At 66.5% G+C, this 18,958-nt stretch carries 20 protein-coding genes; 16 read left to right on the top strand and 4 right to left on the bottom strand.

Translation table 11 applies throughout. From position 1 onward, the window contains the following. Positions 1–6: 6 nt before the first annotated feature. Together NH448_RS15140 and hemC are read right to left on the bottom strand one after the other, a co-directional pair. Entirely contained in the window at positions 7–771 is a 765-nt protein-coding gene (locus NH448_RS15140) for a uroporphyrinogen-III synthase (RefSeq protein WP_045993947.1), read from the bottom strand. Next, the gene (gene hemC / locus NH448_RS15135; RefSeq protein ID WP_108131862.1) at positions 771–1,712 is read right to left on the bottom strand and encodes a hydroxymethylbilane synthase; all 942 of its coding nucleotides are present in this window, start codon (positions 1,710–1,712) and stop codon (positions 771–773) included. The genes NH448_RS15140 and hemC overlap by 1 nt, the downstream gene beginning before the upstream one ends. 321 nt (positions 1,713–2,033) lie before the next feature. On the opposite strand from hemC, the gene argH reads away from it, so the two are divergent. The 8 genes from argH to NH448_RS15095 all read left to right on the top strand — a co-directional run bounded on the left by argH (position 2,034) and on the right by NH448_RS15095 (position 9,588). Beyond that, the gene (argH, locus tag NH448_RS15130; protein ID WP_045993945.1) at positions 2,034–3,449 is read left to right on the top strand and encodes an argininosuccinate lyase; all 1,416 of its coding nucleotides are present in this window, start codon (positions 2,034–2,036) and stop codon (positions 3,447–3,449) included. Further along, positions 3,446–3,661, top strand: coding sequence for a lipoprotein (locus tag NH448_RS15125; protein WP_253028959.1), 216 nt, complete (start codon positions 3,446–3,448; stop codon positions 3,659–3,661). The genes argH and NH448_RS15125 overlap by 4 nt, the downstream gene beginning before the upstream one ends. Positions 3,662–3,663: 2 nt before the next feature. Then, positions 3,664–4,971, top strand: a complete 1,308-nt coding sequence (lysA, locus tag NH448_RS15120; RefSeq protein WP_253028958.1) for a diaminopimelate decarboxylase — start codon at positions 3,664–3,666, stop codon at positions 4,969–4,971. Beyond that, positions 4,971–5,804, top strand: a complete 834-nt coding sequence (dapF, locus tag NH448_RS15115; protein WP_253028957.1) for a diaminopimelate epimerase — start codon at positions 4,971–4,973, stop codon at positions 5,802–5,804. The genes lysA and dapF overlap by 1 nt, the downstream gene beginning before the upstream one ends. 115 nt (positions 5,805–5,919) lie before the next feature. Beyond that, a complete protein-coding gene (locus NH448_RS15110; protein WP_045993941.1) occupies positions 5,920–6,639 on the top strand; it encodes a DUF484 family protein in 720 nt (239 codons plus the stop codon). A 76-nt stretch (positions 6,640–6,715) separates the two neighbouring features. Next, positions 6,716–7,612 (top strand): tyrosine-type recombinase/integrase, encoded by an 897-nt coding sequence (locus tag NH448_RS15105; protein WP_253028968.1) that lies wholly within the window; start codon positions 6,716–6,718, stop codon positions 7,610–7,612. Continuing rightward, complete coding sequence (locus NH448_RS15100; RefSeq protein ID WP_253028956.1) at positions 7,609–8,367, top strand: HAD family hydrolase; 759 nt, start codon at positions 7,609–7,611, stop codon at positions 8,365–8,367. The genes NH448_RS15105 and NH448_RS15100 overlap by 4 nt, the downstream gene beginning before the upstream one ends. Before the next feature lie 75 nt (positions 8,368–8,442). Beyond that, positions 8,443–9,588: a hypothetical protein gene (locus tag NH448_RS15095; protein ID WP_253028955.1), complete on the top strand. Its 1,146-nt coding sequence runs from the start codon at positions 8,443–8,445 to the stop codon at positions 9,586–9,588. Between the two features lie 40 nt (positions 9,589–9,628). On the opposite strand, the gene yihA is transcribed toward NH448_RS15095, so the two are convergent. Next, on the bottom strand, positions 9,629–10,237 hold the full coding sequence (gene yihA, locus NH448_RS15090; RefSeq protein WP_253028954.1) for a ribosome biogenesis GTP-binding protein YihA/YsxC: 609 nt from the start codon (positions 10,235–10,237) through the stop codon (positions 9,629–9,631). A 233-nt stretch (positions 10,238–10,470) separates the two neighbouring features. On the opposite strand from yihA, the gene NH448_RS15085 reads away from it, so the two are divergent. The 6 genes from NH448_RS15085 (at position 10,471) to NH448_RS15060 (ending at position 16,431) form a co-directional block, all read left to right on the top strand. Beyond that, positions 10,471–11,091: a c-type cytochrome gene (locus NH448_RS15085; protein WP_045993937.1), complete on the top strand. Its 621-nt coding sequence runs from the start codon at positions 10,471–10,473 to the stop codon at positions 11,089–11,091. Between the two features lie 214 nt (positions 11,092–11,305). Beyond that, complete coding sequence (locus tag NH448_RS15080) at positions 11,306–11,947, top strand: thiol:disulfide interchange protein DsbA/DsbL (RefSeq protein ID WP_045993936.1); 642 nt, start codon at positions 11,306–11,308, stop codon at positions 11,945–11,947. After that, positions 11,944–12,768, top strand: a complete 825-nt coding sequence (locus NH448_RS15075; protein WP_045993935.1) for an endonuclease/exonuclease/phosphatase family protein — start codon at positions 11,944–11,946, stop codon at positions 12,766–12,768. Before NH448_RS15080 ends, NH448_RS15075 begins: the two co-directional genes overlap by 4 nt. Positions 12,769–13,096: 328 nt before the next feature. Continuing rightward, positions 13,097–13,657: a TRAP transporter small permease subunit gene (locus NH448_RS15070; RefSeq protein WP_124805047.1), complete on the top strand. Its 561-nt coding sequence runs from the start codon at positions 13,097–13,099 to the stop codon at positions 13,655–13,657. Next, entirely contained in the window at positions 13,658–15,061 is a 1,404-nt protein-coding gene (locus tag NH448_RS15065) for a TRAP transporter large permease subunit (protein ID WP_108131869.1), read from the top strand. It abuts the gene before it with no gap. 266 nt (positions 15,062–15,327) lie between these two features. Then, a complete protein-coding gene (locus tag NH448_RS15060; RefSeq protein ID WP_045993932.1) occupies positions 15,328–16,431 on the top strand; it encodes a TRAP transporter substrate-binding protein in 1,104 nt (367 codons plus the stop codon). A gap of 112 nt (positions 16,432–16,543) precedes the next feature. On the opposite strand, the gene NH448_RS15055 is transcribed toward NH448_RS15060, so the two are convergent. Next, positions 16,544–16,969, bottom strand: coding sequence for a YqaA family protein (locus NH448_RS15055; protein WP_045993931.1), 426 nt, complete (start codon positions 16,967–16,969; stop codon positions 16,544–16,546). Positions 16,970–17,043: 74 nt separating this feature from the next. Here NH448_RS15055 and thiD point away from each other — a divergent pair, with 74 nt between their 5' ends. Both thiD and NH448_RS15045 read left to right on the top strand, forming a co-directional pair. Continuing rightward, entirely contained in the window at positions 17,044–17,874 is an 831-nt protein-coding gene (gene thiD / locus NH448_RS15050) for a bifunctional hydroxymethylpyrimidine kinase/phosphomethylpyrimidine kinase (RefSeq protein WP_124805046.1), read from the top strand. Between the two features lie 183 nt (positions 17,875–18,057). Continuing rightward, on the top strand, positions 18,058–18,903 hold the full coding sequence (locus NH448_RS15045; RefSeq protein WP_045993929.1) for a universal stress protein: 846 nt from the start codon (positions 18,058–18,060) through the stop codon (positions 18,901–18,903). Positions 18,904–18,958: the final 55 nt, after the last annotated feature.

Raw genomic sequence — 18,958 nt, 5'->3', positions numbered from 1 at the left:
AGATCTTCATTCGCCATCCTCTGGGTCGCAGGTCCTTGCCACCGCGGCCGCCAGCGCCGCAGGAGACGCGCCAGACGCCACGACCGGGATGCGAAATCCCAGCGTTTTCGCCAGTGTAGCCAACCGCTGGCTGGATACGACAAGCGGTTGTTGAAAGGCGGCCTCTGAACACCATCTTGCCAGATGTTCAAGGATTTCTCCGCTACTGACCACCAACGCCTGATAGCCCCCTTGTTCGAGCCATGTTCTGGCCCCGGCGTCGGGAGTGATCAGGCGGCGTCGATACACCTCGAGACGCGTGACACGCGCGCCCCTCTGCCCCAGGGTGTCGCCCAGCAGCGGGCGGCCACCTTCGCCCGCCACCAGCAGCACTCGCTGGTGCTCCAGGCGCTGCAGCGAGGCCAGCGCCAGCAAGGCCTCGCTGGTCTCTTCTCCGGCGGCGGGGGCAGGCACCCTCACCTTTAGCCCCAGCGCCTGGTGCAAGACCATCGCCGTGGCCTGCCCGACGGCGTACAGTTCAAGCCCCTGGGGCAGCTGTGGCCAGTAGCGATCCAGCGCCTCGACCAACCGCTCGGCGGCAGCGGGACTGATGACTACCACCTTATGAAAGTGGTCGATGTCGAGCCAGGCCGAGCGCACATCTGCCGTCTCTGGCACAGTTTCCTGCCGCATCACCTCGAGCCGCTCGGTGCTGAACCCCTTGCTTTCGATGGCCTCGGCCAGCGCTTGGGCGCGTTCGCCGGGCCGGGTGATCAGTACCGGAGTGCCCATCAACGCGGCCCGTAGACCTCGGCCAGGATATCCCCGGCGCCCTGCTCCAGCAGCTGCTCGGCGACGCGGATCCCCAGCGCCTCGGGTTCGTCCACCGAACCACGCCCTTCGGCACGCAGCACGCGGGAACCGTCGGGCGTGCCGACAAGGGCTCTCAACCACAGGGTTCTGCCATCGTCCTGATAGATGGCGTGCCCACCGATGGGCACCTGGCAGCCGCCTTCCAGACGTGTATTCATGGCCCGTTCGGCACGCACTCTGGTCGCCGTCTCGATATCGTCGAGCGGTGCCAGCAGCGACACCAGCTCGGTGTCGTGCATGCGGCATTCGATGCCAAGCGCGCCCTGACCACAGGCCGGCAGGCAGATCTCCGGCGGCAGCTCCTGGGCGATACGTTCACCCAGCCCCAGCCGCTTGAGCCCGGAGGTGGCCAGCAGGATGGCATCGAATTCGCCAGCGTCGAGCTTGGCCAGGCGTGTCTGGACATTGCCACGCAGACTGATGACCTCGAGATCCGGACGGGCCTCGCGCATCTGCAGTCCGCGGCGCAGGCTGGAGGTACCCAGACGGGCGCCCTCGGGCAGGTCCTCGAAGCGAGCATAGTCATTGGAGACGAAGGCGTCGGTGGGCTCGGCGCCTTCCAGGATCACCGAAAGCCCCAGGCTCTCGGGAAACTGCATCGGCACATCCTTCATGGAGTGCACCGCGATATCGGCGCGGCCGTCGAGCATCGCCTCCTCGAGTTCCTTGACGAACAGCCCCTTGCCGCCAACCTTGGCCAAGGGCGTGTCGAGAATCTTGTCACCGCGGGTCGACATCGGTACCAGCTCGACCTCGAGCCCGGGGTGAATCGCCATCAGACGATCGCGAACATGTTCGGCCTGCCATAGGGCCAACTGGCTCTTGCGCGTCGCGATACGCAGCCTGGACATCTGTTGCACGTTGCTCTCCCTGGTCGGGCTTGCGACCAAATCGCCGCGTCCGCCATGTTAAATGAATGGCGTCATCATAAAGCACGGTCTCCGTCAGTAAAATCGACGGCGACGGGACCCGTTGCCGCGCCTGCCAGAAGCGCCCGCTGCCACCCTCGCTTCAGGGGCTGATGCCGCACCTTCCTTGCCGGCCCGCTGCACCCTCGCCTCAAGGGCCGACTCTGGTACACTTTGGGCATACCAACGACAACGGCTGCCGGCTCCGTCAGCGCCCTCGGCGCCGGCCACCGATCACGTCGCCATCGCATCGTCATTCAGGAAGTCCATTCAATGAGCCAGACCACCAACCAGTCCTGGGGCGGCCGCTTCAGCGAACCCACCGACGCCTTCGTCGCTCGTTTCACCGCCTCGGTCGATTTCGACCAGCGCCTGGCCCGCCATGACATCCAGGGCTCCATCGCGCATGCCACCATGCTCGCCCAGGTTGGCGTGCTGAGCGAAGAGGAACGTGACGCCATCCTGACCGGGCTCAAGGAGATCGAGACGGAGATCGCCGAAGGGCGCTTCGAGTGGTCGGTGGCGCTGGAAGACGTGCACATGAACATCGAGGCACGGCTGACCCAGAAGATCGGCATCACCGGCAAGAAGCTGCACACCGGGCGCTCGCGCAACGACCAGGTGGCCACCGATATTCGCCTCTACCTGCGCGAGGAGATCGACCTGGTCGCCAGCGAACTGGCGCGGCTGCGTGCCGGCCTGATCGAGCTGGCCGAGGGTGAGGCCGACACCATCATGCCGGGCTTCACCCACCTGCAGACCGCTCAACCGGTGACCTTCGGCCACCACCTGCTGGCCTGGCAGGAGATGCTGGCCCGCGACCATGAACGCCTGCTGGACTGCCGCAAGCGGGTCAACGTGCTGCCGCTGGGCGCCGCCGCCCTGGCCGGCACCACCTACCCCATCGATCGTCACCTGACCGCCGAGCTGCTCGGCTTCGAGCGCCCCGCCGAGAACAGCCTCGACGCGGTCAGCGATCGGGACTTCGCGATCGAGTTCACCGCCTTCGCGAGCCTGCTGCTGATGCACCTGTCGCGGATGAGCGAGGAGCTGGTGCTGTGGACCAGCGCCCAGTTCGACTTCATCGACCTGCCCGACCGCTTCTGCACCGGCTCCTCGATCATGCCGCAGAAGAAGAACCCGGACGTGCCCGAGCTGGTGCGCGGCAAGACCGGCCGCGTCTACGGTCACCTGATGGGCCTGCTGACGCTGATGAAGTCGCAGCCGCTGGCCTACAACAAGGACAACCAGGAAGACAAGGAACCGCTGCTCGACACCCTGGATACCGTCAAGGGGTGCCTGCGCGCCTTCGCCGACATGGTCCCGGCCATCGTCTCCAAGGGCGATTCCATGCGCGAGGCCGCTCGCAAGGGCTTCTCCACCGCCACCGACCTTGCCGACTATCTGGTACGCAAGGGCGTGGCCTTCCGTGACGCCCATGAAATCGTCGGTCAGTCCGTGGCCTACGGCATCGAGAGCGGCAAGGATCTGTCGGACATGAGCCTCGACGAACTGCGCCAGTTCTCCGACGTCATCGGCGAGGACGTGTTCGAGGTGCTGACCCTGGAAGGCTCGGTGGCCGCCCGCAACCATATCGGTGGCACCGCCCCCGACCAGGTGCGCGCCGCTGCCCAGCGCGCCCGTGAGGCCCTCAAGACCCTTGCGACCGGCCAGGGAGGCGCCCAATGAACCGCCTCGTCAAGGTGCTGCGACCCGCCCTGTTGCCGGCCCTGCTGCTGGCCCTGATGGCCCTGGCGGGCTGCGGCCAGAAAGGCCCCCTGTACCTGCCCGGTGACGAAGAAGCGGCGGAGCGCTACGGCCCCCGCGAAACCGTCGAGGACGAACAGGGCGAAGAGGACAGCCAGGAAAGCGACCAGAGCGCGACCGAGGACGAGAGCTGAGCATGGATCACTTCAACTACCGAGACGGCGAGCTGTACGCCGAAGAAGTGCCTCTGGCCCGCATCGCCGAGGCGGTGGGCACCCCCTGCTACGTCTATTCACGTGCCACCCTGGAGCGCCACTTCCAGGCCTACCGCGAGGCGCTGGGTAGCCACCCGCATCTGATCTGCTACGCGGTCAAGGCCAACAGCAACCTGGCGGTGCTCAACGTACTGGCGCGCCAGGGGGCCGGTTTCGACATCGTGTCTCAGGGCGAGCTCGAGCGGGTGCTGACCGCCGGGGGTGACCCGGCCAAGGTGGTGTTCTCCGGTGTCGCCAAGCGCCCCGACGAGATGGCGCGCGCGCTCGAGGTCGGCATCAAGTGCTTCAACGTGGAGTCGCGCCCAGAGCTTGAAGTGCTCAATGAAGTGGCCGGCCGCCTGGGCAAGGTGGCGCCGGTGTCATTGCGGGTCAATCCCGACGTCGACGCGGGCACCCATCCGTATATCTCCACCGGGCTCAAGGACAACAAGTTCGGTATCCCGGTGGACGAGGCGCTGGAGGTCTACCGCCTGGCCGCCGAACTGCCGCACCTCAAGGTCACCGGGCTCGACTGCCATATCGGCTCGCAGCTCACCGAGATCGCTCCCTTCCTCGACGCCCTGGAGCGTCTGCTGGTGCTGCTCGACCGCCTGCGCGAGGAGAAAATCGAGGTCTCGCACCTCGACCTGGGCGGCGGCCTCGGCGTGCCCTACAGGGACGAGACGCCGCCGGCCCCGTTCGACTACGCCTCGAAGCTGCTCGAGCGCCTGTCGCGCTGGGACGGCGGCGAGCGCCTGACGCTGCTGTTCGAGCCGGGCCGCTCGATCGCCGCCAACGCCGGCGTCATGCTGACCCGGCTGACCTACGTGAAGCCCGGCGAAACCAAGAACTTCGCCATCGTCGACGCGGCCATGAACGACCTGATTCGGCCCTCGCTATACCAGGCCTGGCAGGCCATCATCGAAGTCGACACTCGCCTGGACCGCGCAAGCGACGTCTACGACGTGGTCGGCCCGGTGTGCGAGACCGGCGACTTCCTCGGCAAGGAGCGTCAACTGGCGGTGGCCCCCAGCGACCTGCTGGCGGTGCGCTCGGCAGGCGCCTACGGCTTCGTGATGGCCTCCAACTACAACAGCCGCCCGCGTCCGGCGGAGGTACTGGTGGACGGCGACAGCTATCAGGTGGTGCGCCGACGCGAGACCCTCGAGGACCTCTGGGCCGGTGAGTCGCTGCCCGGCGAATCGCAACCGGGATCGGCATCGGGATCGACGTCAGGAGCACCGCGCTGATGCTTCTGCACTTCACCAAGATGCATGGCCTGGGCAACGACTTCATGGTGGTCGATCTGGTCACCCAGCGGGCCCGCATCGAGGCCGAGGAAATCCGCCGTCTGGCCGACCGGCGCTTCGGCATCGGTTTCGATCAGCTGCTGGTGGTGGAACCGCCGCGGGACCCGGACATGGACTTTCGCTACCGGATCTACAACGCCGACGGCAGCGAGGTCGAGAATTGCGGCAATGGTGCGCGCTGCTTTGCCCGCTTCGTGCGTGACAAGCGGCTGACCCACAAGCGCCAGATCCGGGTCGAGACCGCCGGCGGCCCGCTGGTGCTGGATGTGCATGACGACGAGCAGGTCAGCGTCGACATGGGCGCCCCGCGCTTCGCCCCGCCGAGCCTGCCCTTCGAGGCCGACGAGGACCGCCTGCGTCACACCCTCGAGGTCGACGGCGAGACCCTCGAGATCGCCGTCGCCTCCATGGGCAACCCCCACGCGGTGGTCAAGGTCGACAGCGTCGACCAGGCGCCGGTGGAGCGCCTGGGACCGCTGGTCGAACACCACCCGCGCTTTCCCAAGCGGGTCAACGTGGGCTTCATGCAGGTGGTCTCCAGCCACGAGATTCGCCTACGGGTGTTCGAGCGCGGCAGCGGCGAGACCCTGGCATGCGGCACCGGCGCCTGCGCTGCGGTGGCCTGCGGCATTCGCCAGGGCCTGCTCGAAAGCCCGGTGACCGTCCACCTGCCCGGCGGCAGCCTGACGATCCGCTGGGAAGGTGGCGAGCGCCCCTTGATCATGACCGGCCCCGCCGAGCGGGTGTTCGATGGACGAATTCCGCTGCGTTGACCCCAGGCGCACAGGACTCGACGGGACTGGGCTAAGCTGCCAGCAAGGTACCGGTCCCTCGCTTTCCCGGAAACTCGATCCAGCCTAGACATTGAACTCCAACAGGAAGACGCGCATGCCTCAAGCCGCCCCAGAGCCCCGCAAGACGCTCGACCCGGACCGCGTCGCCGAATGGCTGGCACGCCACCCGGACTTCTTCGTCGGTCGCGAAGGCCTGCTGCAGAGCCTCACGATTCCCCACCCGGAGACCCAGGGCGCCACCTCGCTGCTGGAACGGCTGGTCCATGACCTGCGCAAGCGCGCCGAAGGCGCGGAACTGCGGCTCGAGCAACTGCTCGACTCGGCCCGCCACAACGAGGCGCAGTATCGGCGCACCCGCGAGCTGGTGCTGGCACTGCTGGAAGCCCAGGACAACGACGCCCTGGGCCAGGCCCTGGCCACCCAGCTAAGCGAGCGCTTCCAGACGCCAGCGGTGTCGCTGTGGTGCCCCGCCAGCCTGACCGATCGCGACCCCAGACCGCCCCAGGCCCCGCGTCACGTGCTCGACGACCACACCGGCCAGCGCCTGACCGCGCTGCTCGATGGGCGCGCCAGCCGCTGTACCCGTCTTACCCCCACCGACTGGAAGCGCCTGCTGCCCCACGCCAAGGCGCCGACCAAGTCGGGCTCCTGCGCCATCGCCCGCATGACCCTGGGCGAGCCCCAGGGCTTTGTGGTGCTGGCAAGCCCTGATCCCGACCACTTCCGTGCCAGCATGGACACCCTGTTTACCGAGTACCTGGCCGAGGTACTGGTGCGCCTGAGCGTGCGCCTGTGCGAGCGTGATGATGGCTGAAAAGGTGGCTGAGACGACGGCTGAGACGACGCCCAAGTGGCAGCTTGCCGGCGCGGTAGCGGACTTTCTCGATGAGCTGGGTCGCACCGCCAGTCCTGCCACCGTCGACGCCTACCGGCGTGACCTGGCCACCTTCGAGAACTGGTGGAACGCCCAGGCCAATGACACCGACGCCAGGCTGCCGGATGATCAGGCCCTGACGTCCCACACGCTCAGGCGTTTTCTGGCCGCCGAACGCAGCCGAGGCATGGCACCGCGCAGCCTGAAGCGCCGCCGCGCCGCCCTGTCGCGACTGTGTGAACACCTGGTGGCGGCTGGCCGACTCGACTACAACCCGGTCGGCTTGAGCCGCGGCCCCCGGGCGCCGAAGGATCTACCGCGGCCGGTGGACGTGGACCTGCTGGCGCGCTTTCTCGACACCCCCCACGACGGCTCGCCGCTGTCGGTACGCGACCAGGCGATGCTGGAGCTGCTCTATTCCAGCGGGCTACGGCTGGCGGAGCTGGCGGCGCTGGATCTCCCCGACCTTCACGGCGGCCGGGTGCGGGTCCTCGGCAAGGGCAACAAGCCGCGCCAGGTGCCGGTGGGCTCGCGTGCGCGCCAGGCCATCGACCAGTGGCTCGGCGTGCGCTCGGTGCTGGCCACCGACGGCGAAACAGCGCTGTTCGTCGGCCAGCAGGGCCACCGGCTGGGCCATCGTGCCATCCAGGCACGCCTGGTCACCCAGGCCCGCCGGCGCGGCCTGCCGGAGCACCTGCATCCCCACCGCCTGCGCCACTCCTTCGCCAGCCACCTGCTGGAATCGAGCCAGGACCTGCGCGCCGTCCAGGAGCTGCTGGGCCACGCCAACCTGTCCACCACCCAGGTCTATACCCGGCTGGACTGGCAGCACCTGGCCGAGAGCTACGACAAGGCCCACCCCCGCGCGCGGCGCAGCCGGAGCGACGACAGCCATCCCGGAGACACCCCTTGATCGACCACGCGACAGCGGACGACTTCAGCCGACTCAAGGCCATCACCTTCGATCTGGACGACACCCTGTGGGACAACAGCGGCGTCATGCAGCGCACCGAGCAGGGCCACGTCGACTGGCTGACCGAACAGCTCGGCGCCTGGCAGCGCGGCCGCGAGGAGCCGTTGACGCCCCCCATCGCGCTCGCGGACTACCTGCGTGAACGCCAGGCTCTGGCCAGGCGTAGCTGGTCGCGGCGCGGCGACTTCAGCTGGCTGCGTGAGCGCACCCTGATCCAGCTGCTGGAGGAAAGCGGCGTCAACCGGGCGGCGGCTCACTGGTGGGCGGCGCTGGCGATGCAGCGTTTTCACTCGCTGCGTATCCTGGTCACGCCCTTCCCCGACACCGACGCCATGCTGGAAAGACTGAAGGGCCGCTATCGTCTCGGCAGCATCACCAACGGCAACGTGGCCTTCCACCGTCTGCCGCTGGCCCGCCACTTCCAGGCGCGTATCGCTGCCGGCGAGATGTTCGCACCCAAGCCCGATCCACGGCCCTTTCTGGCGATGCTGGCACGGCTTCAGGTCAAGGCCTGCGAGACCCTGCACGTGGGCGATTCCTGGGAGGAAGACGTGCTGCCGGCGATTCGCCTGGGCTTGCGGGCGATCTGGATCGCGCCGCCAGAGGCCGAGACGGCTCCCTTGCCACGCGGCGTGACCCGACTGTCTCGGGTGACCGAGCTGGCAGCCCTGCTCGGTGAGCATCAGGATCAATAAAGCGAGAAAAACCCCGGCGACCGCCGGCGCCACGTGGTAAACCGGCAGGCACCTGTTCCCTGAGTGCCTGCCGCTATGCCCCGCCCGCTCTATCGCCCCCTCGCTTCATCCCCGCCGACCTGGCGTCACCTGCGACGAGTGCTCAAGCTCGGGCTGGCGTTTGCCCTGGTTTCGGGACTGGGGCTTGTTTCGGGGCTGTCTTCGGGACTGTCTTCAGGACTGCTTTCGGGGCGTGTTTCAGGACTTGGGCCCGCTCTCTCCCTGCCCCTGGGCATCGCGCCAGCCCTGGCGGCACGCCCTACCTGCGACACCGTGCGTCCGCCCGGTACCTGCGGCCTCTTCAGCACCGGCATGTCCTACCCCTCGACCTTGTCCGGCACCACGCCGGAAGGCGACACCGCCGGGATAGCCTCCTTCCACACCACCTACGCCTGCCAGACCGGCAGCGACGGTCGTGTCTATATCCTGCTCGACACCCAGGGGGCCTACGACAGCGCCACCGGTGACGCCGAAAGCTCAGTGCAGGGCTTCTACTTCGACAAGGCCGACACCAGCATGGGCGGCCATCACCACCAGACCCTGGTCGCCTCCCTGCGCACCGCCAACCACGCATCTGGCTGCGTGTCCGGCAGCGTCGCGAAGGAGATCCCGATCGTGCGCCATGGCGATACCGAACCGGGCTCCTACAGCCAGTTTACCTACTCACCTCATACCCACGTGGCGACCAGCACCGGCGCCAGCGACAACTATACCGGTACGGTAGTCGGAGTTGGCGGCGCTTACGTCACCGTGATCGAGAGCACCTGCAAGATGTGGACCCCCTACATCATCCTGCCCGATATCGACCTCAGCGAGCTGCCAGGAGCAGGATCTCGGGGCGGCACCACCACCGCCTACCTGAACTTCAACAACTGCGATGAGGTCAACATGGCGGATTTGTCCATACGCTCGGGCGGCGCCAGCGTCATCAACGCCCGCCAAGGCATCCTCGGCAACGCCGACAGCTCGGGTGACGGCGCCAAGGGCATCGGGCTGGCGCTGGAAATCGACGCTTTTTCAGCCCATGACTTCGACCCCGTGGACCTGTCTGGCTCGCGAGCGGTTGGCCTGATGGGGGAGGCGCCCAGGGTTCCGTTACGCGTCAGCTACTACCGCTATGCCGAGCAGGCATCCGGTGGGCGCGTCAAGGGGCTGCTGGAGGTCACCGCTACGTACAAGTAGCCGGCGGGCTCGTCAGGCTGGCTAGGGCTCGTCAGGCTGGCTAGCCTTCGTGCGCAAGCCAGCCGTCCAGGCGCCGATGGGCCTCGTCGACGCCCTGGCGCTTGAGCGCCGAGAAAAGCTGCACGCTGACCAGGTCCTCCCACTCACGCAGCCGCGAGCGCACCTGCTGCAGGGCATCCTTGGCCGCGCCCTGCTTCAGCTTGTCGGCCTTGGTCAGCAGGATATGCACCGGCAGGTCGCGCTCATCGGCCACATCCAGCAGCGCCAGGTCGAACTCGGTCAATGGGTGACGCACGTCCATCACCAGCACCAGCCCCTTGAGCGAAGCTCGCTTCTGGAGGTATTCGGCCAGGTGGCGCTGCCACTCCAATTTGACCTTTTCGGGCACCTTGGCGTAGCCGTAGCCGGGCAGGTCCACCAGCCGGCGCTCGCTGTCCTCGCCCAGCGAAAAGACGTTGATGAGCTGGGTGCGACCCGGCGTCTTGGAGGTACGCGCGAGCGCCTTCTGTTGGGTGATGGTGTTGATCGCGCTGGACTTTCCGGCATTGGAACGTCCGGCAAAGGCGACCTCGACACCACTGTCTTCGGGGCATCGGGCCAGCGTCGGCGCACTGGTGAGGAATCGGGCCAAGGAGTAGTTGAAAGCCATGAGATGGAAGAAATCCTGACGGTGATCAAAGGTAGGGTCGAGGGCCCTGGCATTCCCGCCCCCGGGGTGTTTGGTTATAGTAAGCTTTGAGGCGGCTGCGACCCGGGGAATCATCATAACATTGTGCCGCTGTCGCCAGCGACCGGCCTCAGCGCGGGCGCTTCCCCCTGCTGTGAAGGCCACGCCTTCCGCGGGACCGTGAAAACATTAAAAACGGCATAAGTGAACTAGCGATGAGACAGTTACTGGCAAGCCTGGCAATCTCCATCGGCGTCGTCGGCGCCGCCCATGCCGACCTCCAGAGTGACGCAGACGCCGCCGCAGGACGCGACAAGGCCACCGCCTGCGCCGCCTGTCACGGCCAGACCGGCGCCAGTATCGCGCCGACCTTCCCCAACCTGGCCGGCCAGCAGGCCTCCTACCTGGCCAAGCAGATCATCGACATCCGTGACGGCACCCGTCCGGTGCCGCAGATGGCGGGGCAGGTGGACAACTTCAGCGACCAGGACGCCTGGGACGTGGCCGCCTTCTTCGCCGGCCAGGACCCGGTGGTGGGGCAGGCCAAGGATGACGAGGCGTTGCTCGAGCGCGGCGAGGCGCTCTACCGCGCTGGCGACCTGGCCAAGGGCATCCCGGCCTGCAGCGCCTGCCATGGCCCGACCGGCAGCGGCATCGGCTCGGCGGTCTATCCGGGGCTTTCCGGCCAGCACGCCGGCTATGTGGTCAGCACTCTCCAGGCATTCGCCTCCGGCGCCCGCGCCAACAGCCCCGGTGGCGTGATGGCCGACATCGCCGCCAAGATGAGCGATGCCGACATGGAAGCCGTGGCCAACTACGTCCAGGGCCTGCACTGATCGATTCACCTTTCGATGCGTCCCGCGGGGCGGCCCTTGTGGCCGCCCCGTTGCGTTTACCAGCAAAGATAGACATGCGACGTCTGCCCAATCGGGATATTCGGGAACCCTTCGAACGTTGTAGACTCAAAACAGCGTTCGCTTTGCGGCTCCAGGTTCGTCGCGCCCTCGCGCCGCCATGGCATGCCCGCCTCAATCAAGGAGAAAACATTCTATGCTGAAGTCACTGATGATGGGCCTCGCTGGCCTTAGCCTGTCGACCATGGCGGTCGCCGCCTCGATCACCGAGGGCGAGGACTACACCGTCGCCCCCAATCAGGTCGAGCTGGGCAGCGACGATGGCAAGATCAACGTGACCGAAGTGTTCTGGTATGGCTGCCCGCACTGCTACTCGCTGGAAGATCCGCTCAATGCCTGGGTCGCCGAGCTGCCCGATGACGTCGAGTTCGAACGCATGCCGGCAACCCTGGGCGAGACCTGGGTCAAGCACGCCAAGGCCTTCTATGCCGCCCAGCAGCTCGAGATCCTCGACGAGGTGCACGAGGACTTCTTCGACGCCATCCACCAGGAAGGCGAGCAGCTTACCGAGCCAGCAGACATCGCCGCCTTCTTCAGCGACTACGGTGTCAGCGAAGAGCAGGCGCTCAAGGCGCTGGATGGCTTCGGCGTGAAGTCCCAGATCAATCGCGCCAGCGCCACCATGCGCAACCTCGAACTGATGGGCGTCCCCGCGCTGATCGTCGATGGTCGCTACATCGTCTCGCCGAGCACCGCCGGCAGCCTCGACAACATGCCGCGCATCGCCGAGGCGCTGGTGGAGCAGATCCGCAGCGAACAGGAGTCTGGAGCCCAATGACGTCACTGGCCGAGGAACGCCACCCCACGCTGGACAGAGGTCACCTGAGGCTGGTGACCTTCAACCTGCAGGTGGGTATCCAGACCTCGGCCTACCACCACTACCTCACCCGTAGCTGGCAGCACCTGTTGCCTCACCCGCGTCGGCAACGACGTCTGGACATGATCGCCGAGGTGCTGTCGCACTTCGACATGGTGGGGCTACAGGAGGTGGACGGCGGCAGCTTTCGCTCGAACCAGGTCAATCAGCTCGAGTACCTGGCCATGCAAGGCGGCTTCCCCCACCACTATCAGCAGCTCAACCGCAACCTCGGTCGACTTGCCCAGCACAGCAATGGCCTGCTCTCCCGGCTGGCACCCAGCCGCATCGAGGAGCACCGCCTGCCGGGAACCCTGCCCGGCCGGGGCGCCATCCATGCGCGCTTCGGCCAGGGCCCCGAGGCCCTGCACCTGTTCGTCGCCCACCTGGCGCTGGGCCAGCGCACCCAGAACCTGCAGCTCGACTACCTCAGCGAGCTGATCCAGCCACTCAAGCACGTGGTGGTGATGGGGGACCTGAACTGCACCCCGGACCGCCTGCACGCCCACGACCGCTTCTGCGCCTCGTTGCCGCTGCATCCGGTGCGACCGGCACTGAGCTACCCGTCCTGGCGCCCCAGCCGAGCGCTGGACCATATCCTGCTGTCGTCGTCGCTGGAGGCCGATGAGGCCGAAGTCCTCGACCGACTGTTTTCGGACCACCTGCCGGTGGCCGTCGATATTCGCCTGCCCCAGCCCTGCCTCGCCGCCATCCAGGCCGATCAGCCCGAGCAACCTGCCTGAACCGCTCACCTGAATTTCCCACCTGACCTTCCCACCTGAGCTTCCCGTCTGAGCTACCCGCCTGAGCCACACGCCCGACCCACCCGCCTGAGCCATCCTGTCGGCGGCGGACGCCACGCCAGCGGACCTCGACTTTTGGTGTCATGACAGTGCTACCTCGACTGCCGTATAGTCAGCGTTGACGTGCACCGAGATTCGCTAATGTCTCCGCGTGCCACACTATCCATGACGCCAGGTCCCCCCGGCAAGCCGACGTCCTGCCCTGGCGACGGCGTGCCCGGGCGCCAGCCTGGACAATGATCGCCCTGACACCACCAGCGAGTTCCTAATGTCTACATCTTCCGGCTTGCCGGGGCCACTGGCGGCCCTGGACGCCTTCTCCGAACGCCTTGGCAGGGGCCTTTCCTGGCTGATCCTGGCGATGATGATCATCCAGTTCCTGATCGTGGTGCTGCGCTATGCCTTCAGCGTCAACAGCATCCCCATGCAGGAATCGGTGATGTACATGCACGCCGCCGTGTTCATGCTGGCGGCGGCCTACACCCTGAAGCACGGCGGGCACGTGCGCGTCGACATCTTCTATCGAGCGATGTCGCCCAGGCGCAAGGCGCTGGTCGACCTGCTCGGCACCCTGCTGCTGCTGCTGCCGGTGATGGGCTTCGTGATCGCCACCAGCCTCGGCTACGTCGGCAAGTCCTGGGCCATCTTCGAGGGCTCACCCGACGCCGGCGGCATCCCCGGGGTGTTCCTGCTGAAGACGCTGATACCGGCCTTCGCCGTGCTGATGATTGTCCAGGGCCTCGTCGAGATCTACCGCAATATCCTGATTTTAAAGGGACGTCTCGACCCCAACGCCCTTCCCCATGACGCCGACGAGGAGCACCTGTAAATGCTGGAGTTCATGCCCCTGGTGCTGTTCGGTGTCATCTGTACGGTATTGATGTTCGGTTTTCCGGTCGCGCTGTCGCTGGCCGGTACCGCCCTGGCCTTTGCCGGGCTCGGCTACGGCCTGGAGTCCCTCGGCATCGATGCCAACTTCGACGGCAGCTACCTCAACGCCTTCCCCAATCGCCTCTACGGCATCATGACCAACACCACCCTGCTGGCGGTGCCCTTGTTCGTGCTGATGGGCGTGCTGCTCGAGAAGTCCAAGGTCGCCGAAACCCTGCTCGACGCCATGGCCCTGCTGTTCGGCTCGCTGCGCGGCGGACTCGGCATCTCGGTGACCCTCGTCGGCATGATGCTGGCCGCTTCCACCGGCATCGTCGGCGCCACCGTGGTCACCATGGGCCTGATGTCGCTGCCGACCATGCTCAAGCGCGGCTACAGCCAGTCGCTGGCCACCGGCACCATCTGCGCCACCGGCACCCTGGGTCAGATCATCCCGCCGTCCATCGCTCTGGTGCTGCTTGGTGACGTGCTGTCCAGCGCCTACCAGCAGGCCCAGCTGTCCATGGGCATCTTCAGCCCCAAGACGGTGTCGGTGGGTGATCTGTTCATGGGGGCGCTGGTCCCGGGCCTGATCCTGGTGCTGGTGTATATCGTCTACGTCAGCCTGGTGGCGCTGTTCAAGCCCAGCGCCGCTCCTGCCGCCGATCGCCAGGAACTGATGGCCGAGCTGGGCCACACCTCGGGCATCGGCCTGTTGCTGCTCAAGGGCCTGGTGCCGCCCATCGTGCTGATCGTCGCGGTGCTCGGCTCGATCCTGGCCGGACTGGCCACCCCCACCGAAGCCTCCGCGGTGGGTGCCTTCGGCGCCCTAGTGCTGGCTCTGGCCTATCGTCGCCTCGATCTGGCCACGCTCAAGGACGTGCTGCGCTCCACCACCCACGTCACCACCATGGTGTTCCTGATCCTGATCGGCGCGGCGTTGTTTTCACTGGTGTTCCGCGCCTACGGCGGTGAAGAGCTGGTCACCCATCTGTTCGAGAACATGCCTGGCGGGGTAGTCGGCGCCACCATCATCGTGATGCTGGTGATCTTCCTGCTCGGCTTTATTCTCGACTTCATCGAGATCACCTTCGTGGTGGTGCCGATCGTCGGTCCGATTCTGCTGGCCATGGGCCTGGATCCGATCTGGCTGGGCATCATGATCGCGATCAACCTGCAGACGTCCTTCCTGACGCCTCCCTTCGGCTTCGCCCTGTTCTACCTGCGCGGGGTGGCCCCGGAGTCGGTACCGACGTCCGCGATCTACCGAGGCGTCATTCCGTTCATCGTGCTTCAGCTCGGCATGCTGCTGGCCCTTTCGTTCTTCCCGGAACTGGCCACCTGGCTGCCTGAGCAGTTCTGATGCCGAAAACCTCAACGCTGGGCCCTGTCACTCTCGACGCTGGCCCGCAGCTCGCCACCTGGCTGCCGGAGCCGTTCTGACCCGGCGCGTTGGCGATGCGTGGACGGCAGCCCACGCCGGGGGGTGCCCCCGGCGTCTATAGTTGCCCGACGAGCCATCGCCCGCTTCACGGCGTCTCGGGCCATCCCGCGAGACGCCAACTACCCGCCGGCCCTACCCTGGCCGGCAGGTCCCGACAACGCCAATACCATACAAAGGGGACTTACATGCAACGCAGCTCAATCGCCAAGGCCATTACCCTCGCCGGTGCCTCCGGTCTACTGCTGGTCGGAGCCCAGGCCCAGGCCCAGGACACCTTCGAGTGGAAGCTGGTCACCTCCTGGCCGAAGAACTTCCCCGGTGTCGGCCAGGGTCCCGAGCGTCTGGCCAAGCTGGTCGAGGAAATGTCCGACGGCCGCCTGACGATCGAGGTGTTCGGTGCCGGCCAGCTGGTACCGGGCTTCGAGGTCTTCGACGCCGTCGCCGAAGGCACCGCCCAGATGGGCCACTCTGCCTCCTACTACTGGAAGGGCAAGGCGCCCGCCGCCCAGTTCTTCGCCGCCGTGCCCTTCGGCATGAACGCCCAGGAAATGAACGCCTGGCTGCACTATGGTGGCGGCCTGGAGCTGTGGAACGAGCTCTACGATGACTTCGGCGTCGAGGTCATGACCGCCGGCGCCTCCGGCGTACAGATGGGCGGCTGGTACAACCAGGAAATCAATTCGGTCGACGACCTGGACGGCCTCAAGATGCGCATGCCGGGCCTCGGTGGTGAGGTCATGAACCGCATGGGCGTGGCCATCGTCAATATGCCCGGCGGCGAGATCTTCACCTCGCTGCAGTCCGGCGCCATCGATGCCACCGAGTGGATCGGCCCGTACAACGACCTGGCCTTCGGCCTGCATCAGGCCGCCGAGTACTACTACTACCCGGGCTGGCATGAGCCGACGGTGATGTTCGAGGCCATCGTCAACGATGAGGCCCTGGCCGAGCTGCCCGCCGACCTTCAGGCGATCCTGCGCACCGCGGTGCGCGACGTGAACCAGGACGTGCTGGACGAGTACACCGCGCGCAACAACGATGCCCTGGCCACCCTGATCAACGAACACGACGTCCAGCTGCGCAAGCTGCCCGACGACGTGCTCGCCCAGGCTCAAGAGATCTCCGCCGAGGTGGTGCAGGAACTGGCTGACTCCAGCGATATCGCCGGTCGCATCTACGAGTCGTACCGCGACTTCCAGGACAAGGTGGTGAACTACCACGCCATCTCCGAGCAGGCCTACTACAACGCCCGCAACCCGGACGGCGGCACTGACTTCGGCCAGGAGTAACCCATCCAGAAGGTGTCGAGCATTGCCGACACAAGCACCCAGGGGCCGCCTCGCGCGGCCCCTGTCCGTTTTCGGGGCACAGGCGGACATCGTGTCGACTCTCGAGCAGTGATCAGCCGCAGCTGAAATAGCGTTCGGCAAACCACAGCAGCACCGCGTAGCGCCCGCCCTTGCTGACGACGATCCACAGCGTGGCACGCCACCACGGCAGCCGGGCGATTCCCGCGAGTACCGTCAGCGGATCCCCCACCACCGGCAGCCAGGCCAGCAGCAGACTCGCTTCTCCGCCCTTGCGATACCAGCGCTGGGCTCGTGCCAGTCCCGCCCGGGAGGCGGGAAACCAGCGACGATCGACATACTGGGTGGCGTAGCGGCCCAGGGCGACATTGACCAGACTGCCCAGGGTATTGCCCAGGGTGGCCACCAGCCACAGTGCCAGCGGCGCTTCGCCCCGGCACCACAGCCCGGCCAGCCATAGCTCGGACCCTCCGGGCAGCAGGGTGGCGCTGGCAAACGCCATGACAAACAGACTCAGCATGATGCGCTCGACATTGGCTCTCTCAGCGCCGCCTCTTGTATTCTGTGTCTTCTGCTGACTTTCGGGTGTCTTTCATGTCCCACGCCGTATCCATCCCTCACACGCTGACCATCGCCGGCTCCGACCCTTCTGGCGGCGCCGGCCTCCAGGGCGACCTCAAGACGCTGTCTGCCCTGGGCACCTATGCCACCAACGTCATCACCGCGGTGATCGCGCAGAATACCTGTGGGGTACGCGAGGTGCACCCGGTGGCTGCAGAGAGCATCCGGGTGCAGCTCGATCACCTGCTCGACGACGTGCGCATCGACGCGGTGAAGATCGGCATGGTCGCTAGCCGCGAGGTCGCCGAGACCCTGCGTGAAGCGCTCGAGGCCAGGCGTCCCCGCTGGATCGTGCTCGATCCGGTGATGGTAGCCAAGAGCGGCGACATCCTGGTCGATGAAGCCGGGATCAGCGCGGTACGTGATGTGCTGGTGCCGCTGGCCGACGTGATCACCCCCAACCTGCCCGAGGCGGCGGTACTGCTGGGGGTCGAGCCGCCCACCAGCGCCGATGCCATGGAGGCAATGCTGCCCGCGCTCAAGCAACTGTCAGCCCCCTATGTGCTGCTCAAGGGTGGCCATCTCGATGGTGATAGCTGTCCCGACCTGCTGGCCTCGCCCGGTGGCGATCGCTGGCTGCCGGCGCCGCGCATCGATACCCAGAACCTGCATGGTACCGGTTGTGCCCTGTCCTCGGCGATCGCCGCCAAGCTGGCCCATCTGCCCCAGGACGCCGACGAGGCGCAGGTCATCGACGCCATCGGCGACGCCAAGCGCTGGCTGCACCAGGCGCTCGACGCCAGCCGGCGGCTGTCGGTGGGCCAGGGGCGCGGCCCGGTGCATCACTTCCACGCCTGGTGGTAGCGGCAGGAGGCAGTGGCTGGCGTTGGCGGGCAGTAGAGGGCACGAAATGCCCAGTCTGATCTGATCCGAGCGCAGGACGGGCGCTATCGTGCACTGACAGGGACTGACGACACCGTCGCTTGCGCGAATCGGCACGTCCGCCCATGCTGAAGGTTCACCCACTGGCGTCGTGAGGGCAGAGCCATGACTCGCACCCTGCTGTTTGCCTGTGACCTGTCGGCAGAAAACCGTTCCGCCTTCGGCCGCGCCATCCGCCTGGCCAACGAGATGGGCGCCCGTCTCGATGTACTGCACGTGCTGGATCCCTACCTGCCCCACCGGGTGCTGCGCGACCTGGAAGGTGCGGTAGTAGATGACATCCACGCCATCGCCACCGACCTGCGCGAGGACTACGCACTGGCCGAACCGCCGCTGCTGGTGCAGACGGTGACCGGCGCCCCCTACGCCGAGATCATCCGTGAGGCCCACGATCGCAACGCCGAGATGATCATCCTCGGCACCCATCGCAAGCGCGGACACCCTGACCTGATCGGCGGCACCACCCTGGCCCGGGTGCTGTTGAGCGCCCCCTGTCCGGTGCTGACCGTCAGCCAGCCCCCCGCAGAGCCGTGGAACGACATCCTGGTCCCGGTGGACTTCTCCCTGACCTGCCGTCGCACCCTGCGCGAGACCCTGCGACACTTTCCGGAATCCCGCCTCGAGCTGCTCCACGCCTGGGACGTGCCGGGCGAGCGCGAACTCGGCTCCGATACCGACTTCGCCCAGTGGCGCGATCGTGAGGTCATCCGACTTAGACAGCAGCTCGAACAGGAGATCGACCACCTGATGGCGGAATTCGATCGGGTGCCGGAACTGGAACTGGTGCTGGAACAGGGCGACCCCCTGGACGTGTTGATCGCCCATCTGCGCCGTCAGCCTCCCGATCTGCTGGCGCTGGGCAACCGCAGTCAGGCGGGCCGACGCAGTCAGATCACCAAGCGTCTGCTGGCGGAGCCCCGTTGCGACATCATGCTGTGCCGCGCCTGGTAGTCACGGGAAGAACACTCTACAAAAACTGTACATAAGTCATATCTCGCGCCATGAT

This window comes from Halomonas sp. OfavH-34-E (assembly GCF_024124525.1).
Taxonomy (GTDB): Bacteria; Pseudomonadota; Gammaproteobacteria; order Pseudomonadales; family Halomonadaceae; genus Halomonas; species Halomonas litopenaei.
This window is presented reverse-complemented; position numbering and strand designations above follow the sequence as displayed.

Excerpts from the sequence above, each read along its gene's own strand:
- NH448_RS15140 (WP_045993947.1), bottom strand. The coding sequence starts at position 771 with ATGGGCACTCCGGTACTGATCACCCGGCCCGGCGAACGCGCCCAAGCG.
- argH (WP_045993945.1), top strand. The coding sequence starts at position 2,034 with ATGAGCCAGACCACCAACCAGTCCTGGGGCGGCCGCTTCAGCGAACCC.
- NH448_RS15125 (WP_253028959.1), top strand. The coding sequence starts at position 3,446 with ATGAACCGCCTCGTCAAGGTGCTGCGACCCGCCCTGTTGCCGGCCCTG.
- lysA (WP_253028958.1), top strand. The coding sequence starts at position 3,664 with ATGGATCACTTCAACTACCGAGACGGCGAGCTGTACGCCGAAGAAGTG.
- dapF (WP_253028957.1), top strand. The coding sequence starts at position 4,971 with ATGCTTCTGCACTTCACCAAGATGCATGGCCTGGGCAACGACTTCATG.
- NH448_RS15110 (WP_045993941.1), top strand. The coding sequence starts at position 5,920 with ATGCCTCAAGCCGCCCCAGAGCCCCGCAAGACGCTCGACCCGGACCGC.
- NH448_RS15095 (WP_253028955.1), top strand. The coding sequence starts at position 8,443 with ATGCCCCGCCCGCTCTATCGCCCCCTCGCTTCATCCCCGCCGACCTGG.
- yihA (WP_253028954.1), bottom strand. The coding sequence starts at position 10,237 with ATGGCTTTCAACTACTCCTTGGCCCGATTCCTCACCAGTGCGCCGACG.
- NH448_RS15085 (WP_045993937.1), top strand. The coding sequence starts at position 10,471 with ATGAGACAGTTACTGGCAAGCCTGGCAATCTCCATCGGCGTCGTCGGC.
- NH448_RS15080 (WP_045993936.1), top strand. The coding sequence starts at position 11,306 with ATGCTGAAGTCACTGATGATGGGCCTCGCTGGCCTTAGCCTGTCGACC.
- NH448_RS15075 (WP_045993935.1), top strand. The coding sequence starts at position 11,944 with ATGACGTCACTGGCCGAGGAACGCCACCCCACGCTGGACAGAGGTCAC.
- NH448_RS15070 (WP_124805047.1), top strand. The coding sequence starts at position 13,097 with ATGTCTACATCTTCCGGCTTGCCGGGGCCACTGGCGGCCCTGGACGCC.
- NH448_RS15065 (WP_108131869.1), top strand. The coding sequence starts at position 13,658 with ATGCTGGAGTTCATGCCCCTGGTGCTGTTCGGTGTCATCTGTACGGTA.
- NH448_RS15060 (WP_045993932.1), top strand. The coding sequence starts at position 15,328 with ATGCAACGCAGCTCAATCGCCAAGGCCATTACCCTCGCCGGTGCCTCC.
- NH448_RS15055 (WP_045993931.1), bottom strand. The coding sequence starts at position 16,969 with ATGCTGAGTCTGTTTGTCATGGCGTTTGCCAGCGCCACCCTGCTGCCC.
- thiD (WP_124805046.1), top strand. The coding sequence starts at position 17,044 with ATGTCCCACGCCGTATCCATCCCTCACACGCTGACCATCGCCGGCTCC.
- NH448_RS15045 (WP_045993929.1), top strand. The coding sequence starts at position 18,058 with ATGACTCGCACCCTGCTGTTTGCCTGTGACCTGTCGGCAGAAAACCGT.